We start from the raw sequence: 6,426 nt of genomic DNA, 5'->3' as shown, positions 1-6,426 counted from the left end.
AAAAAATAAATATTTATTTTTTTATTTTTTATTAAATTTTTATTGACTTTTAATTTTTAATTGATATATATTTATTACTTAAATGACTTTAAGAAATAAATAGTTACTGAGAAATATTTATGTATTAAATAAAAACATTGAACTATTTCTAGGGGGTAATACTTTGAATGAAAAAAAAATAATAATGACTGGTGGAGGATCTGCTGGCCATGTTACACCAAACATAGCATTGATGCCAAAGTTAAAAGCTTTAGGGTATGATATACAATATATAGGAACTAAAAATGGTATAGAACGTCAATTAATTGAGGGGGAAAATATAAAATATCATGTTATTTCCAGTGGTAAATTAAGAAGATACTTCGATGTTAAAAACTTTACAGATCCTTTTAGGGTGATAAAGGGAGTTTTTGATGCTATATCTATACTTAAAAATGAAAAACCTAATATAGTATTTTCTAAAGGTGGATTTGTATCTGTGCCGGTAGTATTAGCAGCAAAATTTAATAAAATTCCTGTTATTATTCATGAAGCAGATATGACACCAGGACTTGCAAATAAAATTTCGATGCCATACTGTACTAAAATTTGTGTAACTTTTCCAGAGGCACTTAGTCACATTGAGAATAAAAAAGCGGTACTTACCGGACTACCAATAAGAACTGAGCTATTACAGGGTAGTAAAATAAAAGGACAGCAAATATGTGGTTTTAAAGATGATAAGCCAATTGTATTAGTAGTTGGTGGAAGTTTAGGATCAAAATTTATAAATGAAGTTGTAAGGGAAAACTTACAAGAATTATTAAAGAAATTTGATATAATTCACGTTTGTGGTAAAGGGAATTTATCAGAAAACCATAAAAATATCGAAGGATATGTACAGTTTGAATATGTAAAAGAAGAACTTCCACATCTAATGAAAGCAGCTTCTATAGTTGTATCAAGAGCAGGTGCAAACTTTATTTTTGAATTGTTATCTCTTAAGAAGCCTAATTTACTTATACCGCTTTCTGCAAAGGCAAGTAGGGGAGATCAAATATTAAATGCTAAATCTTTTGAGAAAAATGGATATAGCATGGTCATAGAGGAAGAAAATTTAAATTCTAAAGTTTTATTAGAAAAATTAGATGAATTATATTTAAATAGAGAAAAATATGTTGATGCTATGGACAAAAGTGATGTAAAAAATAGTATTGATAAAATTATAGAGTTAATAGAAACTTATAAAAAGCCGTGATAACCACGGCTTTTTATAATTGCAATAGAGTAGAAAGCTATTTCTAAAGATGTTGAATACTTTTTAGCATTTGCTATATTTACAGAAGGTGATTATGTGATTCTAGAAACCACATATAGTAATATATTTCACAATAAAAGTTTGATAAAAATTATACAAAGTATTATAAAGAATCAGTGGCTTAAAAATATATATGTAAAACTAAGATTACTACTGCAAGCAGTACTGGCGAGGATATGATGGGAATTTATTATTTAAAAATAATATATGCAAAAAAAGAAAACAATATAATTTTTATAGGATATTAGGCAGAGAGGGCCTTAGAGTAAAATATAGAATATATAAAAGAGTAAAAATTTTAAGAAAAGAATATAAATTGAAATTAAAAATATAGTACCCTTAAACAGTATATTTCTATATTCATAGAAAATATAAAGTGTAAAAAAATAAAGAAAATTTAGAAAAGGATAAATTCAATATAGAAATATTATTGTTGAATTAAGGGGTTATACTAAAGGATAGAAATGACAAATGGTTAAAAATATAACAATTAAAGTGGTAATTAATACTTGAATTTTGAAGACTATAGTATATAATGAAAAGTGTATAACATGCTATTTTTTAGTAAAAATATTATATATAAAATGTACTTTTTAAAGTGTTTCTCCCAAGTTTTATCATCAGTTTTATTTTCAGATAATGTAAATTATGAGTAATGAGAGACAACTCAAAAGTAAATTTTACAAAGAAAGAAGGTTTGGACGATGAGAAAAATGAAGACTATGGATGGAAATACCGCTGCTGCTCACGTAGCATATGCCTTTACAGATGTAGCTGCGATATATCCAATTACACCATCATCACCAATGGCAGAACACTGTGATGAATGGGCAGCACAAGGAAGAAAAAATATCTTTGGTCAAACTGTAAAAATGATGGAAATGCAATCTGAGGCTGGAGCTGCAGGAGCAGTACATGGTTCATTACAAGCTGGAGCATTAACTACTACATTTACTGCTTCACAAGGATTATTACTTATGATTCCTAACATGTACAAGATTGCTGGAGAACTATTACCAGGGGTATTCCACGTAACTGCTAGAGCGCTAGCTGCTCAAGCGTTATCAATATTTGGAGATCATCAAGACGTAATGGCTGCAAGACAAACAGGATATGCATTACTTGCAACTAATAGCGTTCAAGAAGTTATGGACTTAGCACCAGTTGCTCACTTAGCAGCATTAGAAGGAAGAGTTCCTTTCCTACACTTCTTTGACGGCTTTAGAACATCTCATGAAGTTCAAAAAATTGAAGCTTGGGATTACGAAACACTAGCTAAATTTGCAAATAAAGAAGCTGTTGAAGCATTTAGAAGTAAAGCTTTAAATCCAAACAATCCAGTAACAAGAGGAACAGCACAAAACCCAGATATATACTTCCAAACTAGAGAAGCATCAAATAGATTCTATCATGCAATACCAGAAATCGTTGAAAAATACATGGAAAAGATAAATAAAGAAATAGGTACAGATTATCATTTATTCAACTACTATGGTGCACAAGATGCAGATAGAATGATAGTTGCTATGGGTTCAATTTGTGATGTTGTAGAAGAAACTATCGATTATTTAACAGCTCATGGAGAAAAAGTAGGACTATTAAAAGTTCACTTATATAGACCGTTTTCATTAGAACACTTCTTCAAATACATACCAAAAACTGTTAAGAAGATAGCTGTTTTAGATAGAACAAAAGAACCAGGTTCTGCTGGAGAACCATTATATCAAGATGTAAGAACTGCTTACTATGATATAGAAAACAAACCAGTTATAATAGGTGGAAGATACGGATTAGGATCAAAAGACACTACTCCATCTCAAATAGTTACTGTATTTGATCATTTAAATAGTGAAAGTCTAAAAAATGGCTTTACAATTGGTATAAATGATGATGTAACTCATACTTCATTAGAGACATCAAGAGAAATCAGAACTACAACTGATGGAACAATAGAATGTAAATTCTGGGGTCTTGGATCAGATGGTACTGTTGGAGCGAACAAAAGTGCTATTAAAATCATTGGAGATAACACTAACATGTATGCTCAAGCATACTTCTCATACGACTCTAAAAAATCAGGTGGTATAACAGTATCTCACTTAAGATTTGGTAAAAAACCAATTAAATCACCATATTTAATAAACCATGCTAACTATGTTGGATGTCACAATCAATCATATGTTAATAAATATGATGTATTATCTGGAATAAAAGATAATGGAACATTCTTATTAAACTGTATTTGGAATAAGGAAGAATTAGAAGCACATTTACCAGCTAGCATGAAGAGATATATAGCAGAACATGATATTAACTTCTATACTATTAACGCTGTTAAAATAGCAGAAGAAATAGGATTAGGCGGAAGAATTAACATGATAATGCAAGCTGCCTTCTTTAAATTAGCTGATATAATTCCAATAGAAGAAGCAGTTGATCACTTAAAGAAAGCTGTTGTTGCGTCTTATGGTAAGAAGGGTGAAAAGGTTGTCAAAATGAACCATGATGCCATAGATGCAGGTGTAAACTCTATTGTTAAAGTAGAAGTGCCAGAATCTTGGAAAAATGCACAAGATGAAATGAAAGCAATCCAAGAAAAACCAGATTTCATTAAAAACATAGTTGATGTTATGAATAGACAAGAAGGAGACAAGCTTCCTGTAAGTGCATTCATAGATAGAGAAGATGGTACATTTGAACCAGGTACAGCTGCGTTTGAAAAGAGAGAAATTGCTATTAATGTACCAGAGTGGCAACCAGATAAATGTATACAATGTAATCAATGTTCATATGTATGTCCACATGCAGTAATTAGACCATTCATAGGAACAGAAGAATCTTATAAAAATGCTCCAGAAACTTTAGATGTCGTAGATGCTAAAGGTGGAAAAGCATTTGAAGGATTAAAATTCAATATGGGAGTGAGCATCCAAGATTGTACAGGTTGTGGAAACTGTGCTCAAGTTTGTCCGGCAAAAGAAAAGGCTCTTATCATGAAGCCACTTGATACACAAACTAAGCAAATAGAAAATTGGGAGTTCAGCTTATCATTACCTAAGATGTCAAATCCAATGGGAGTAGCAAGTGTTAAAGGTAGCCAATTTGAAACTCCATTATTAGAGTTCAGTGGTGCTTGCGCAGGTTGTGGAGAAACTCCATATGCTAAACTTGTAACTCAATTATATGGTGATAGAATGATGGTAGCTAATGCTACAGGATGTTCTTCTATTTGGGGAGGAAGTGCTCCTTCAACTCCATATACAGTTAACCATAAAGGTAAAGGACCAGCTTGGGCAAACTCATTATTTGAAGACAATGCTGAGTTTGGATTAGGTATGTTCTTAGGAGTTAACCAATTAAGAGGAAAACTAGAGTTAGCTGTTAAAGAAGCAACAAATAGTAACATTACTGAGGAATTAAAAGCTCTATTTAATGAGTGGTTAGATAAGAAAGATGATGCAGAAGCTACTAAAGTTCTTGCGGATAAGATATTACCATTCTTAGAAGCTGGAAAAGACAATGCTGTTTTAGCAGAAGTTTATAACAAAAAAGACTTCTTCGTTAAGAGATCACAATGGATCTTTGGAGGAGACGGTTGGGCTTATGATATTGGATATGGCGGAGTTGACCATGTTCTAGCTAGTGGAGAAAATGTAAATGTATTAGTATTTGATACAGAAGTTTACTCAAATACAGGAGGACAATCTTCAAAATCTACTCCAACTGCTGCTATAGCTAAATTTGCAGCTGCTGGTAAGAGAACTAAGAAGAAAGACCTTGGAATGATGGCAATGAGCTATGGATATGTTTATGTTGCTCAAATAGCTATGGGAGCTGACCAAAATCAAACTCTTAAAGCTATAAGAGAAGCAGAAGCATATGATGGTCCATCATTAATAATTGCATACGCTCCATGTATAAACCATGGAATCAAAAATGGTATGGGTGCTACTCAATTAGAAACTAAACTTGCAGTTCAATCTGGATATTGGGCATTATACAGATACAACCCAATGTTAAAAGAAGAAGGCAAGAATCCATTTAGTTTAGATTCTAAAGAGCCAACATTATCATTTAGAGATTATCTAATGGGTGAAGTAAGATATGCATCATTAGCTAAAACATTCCCAGAACAAGCTGAGAAATTATTCGCTAAAACTGAACAAGATGCAAAAGAAAGATTAGAAGGCTACAAAAGACTTGCAGCTCAAGATTTTTCTAAATAATAGATCATAAAAGGATGAGAGGAGACTCTCATCCTTTTACAATTGAGAATGGATGATTGACAATTGAGAATTGAGGTTGAAATTAATTCTAGCGAATTAATTTCTTAAATAGATTTTTTTACTAGCAATAAAATTGCTAGTTTTTTTAAAAAAAAGTTACCCTGTAACTTCGAAAAAAGAATCAATTTGAAATTTCTCAGTGATAACTGAGAAATATCCATAATTGTCCATTGTCCATTGTCAATTTTCAATTAATGAAGTGTATTTATTTACAATAAAAGAGCATAATAATATTGAGCCAATGTTATAAATTAATTTAATATTTAAATTTTTATATTTTTACCTAAAAATGCTTTTATTATTTGATAAATAAGGGTAAAATGATAACATAAACATAGAGGAGGTAATTACTATCGAAGAAAATAAAAATTGCGGATGTGGTTGTGGTCATGAAGAACATAATCATGGACATGAAGATTGCGGATGTGGCTGCGGAGAACATGAAGTATTAACAGTTGAATTAGAAGATGAAAATGGAAATACGGTTCTATGTGAAATAGTAGATGGATTTATGCACGACGAAAATGAATATGCAATAGTTCAAAACCCAGAAGATGGAGCTATATATTTATTTAAAGTTGTAGGAGATGACGAAGTAGGAGAATTAGTTGTTCCAGAAGAAGAAGAGTATGAAGCAGCTAAAGCTTATTACGAAGAATTAATTACACAAGAAGATTAAGAAACTAAAAAGTCGCTATGTATAAGCGACTTTTTGTTTTTTGTTGTATAATTATATTACTAATAATAGTGGTAATATTCGCTCAATTTACTACTTTATTTAATTGTATTATTCAAATTTTTATTATTAATCTTTAATTTATTTATAATTCTTATCTAATGGTA

3 protein-coding genes are annotated in these 6,426 nt (G+C 31.0%); all 3 read left to right on the top strand.

Annotation, left to right across the window (positions count from 1 at the left end; translation table 11 throughout):
• The first annotated feature begins 163 nt into the window (after nucleotides 1-163).
• The 3 genes from B2W91_RS10965 to B2W91_RS10955 all read left to right on the top strand — a co-directional run bounded on the left by B2W91_RS10965 (nucleotide 164) and on the right by B2W91_RS10955 (nucleotide 6,262).
• Nucleotides 164-1,237, top strand: a complete 1,074-nt coding sequence (locus tag B2W91_RS10965) for an undecaprenyldiphospho-muramoylpentapeptide beta-N-acetylglucosaminyltransferase (RefSeq protein WP_291580761.1) — start codon at nucleotides 164-166, stop codon at nucleotides 1,235-1,237.
• A 764-nt stretch (nucleotides 1,238-2,001) separates the two neighbouring features.
• Nucleotides 2,002-5,523 carry a pyruvate:ferredoxin (flavodoxin) oxidoreductase gene (gene nifJ, locus B2W91_RS10960; RefSeq protein ID WP_291580759.1) on the top strand — a complete coding sequence of 1,174 codons (3,522 nt, stop codon included), beginning with the start codon at nucleotides 2,002-2,004 and terminating at the stop codon, nucleotides 5,521-5,523.
• Between the two features lie 412 nt (nucleotides 5,524-5,935).
• Nucleotides 5,936-6,262: a DUF1292 domain-containing protein gene (locus tag B2W91_RS10955; protein ID WP_291580765.1), complete on the top strand. Its 327-nt coding sequence runs from the start codon at nucleotides 5,936-5,938 to the stop codon at nucleotides 6,260-6,262.
• Nucleotides 6,263-6,426 lie beyond the last annotated feature (164 nt).

Source organism: Clostridium sp. UBA6640 (genome assembly GCF_002455975.1).
Taxonomy (GTDB): Bacteria; Bacillota; Clostridia; order Clostridiales; family Clostridiaceae; genus Clostridium_J.
This window is presented reverse-complemented; position numbering and strand designations above follow the sequence as displayed.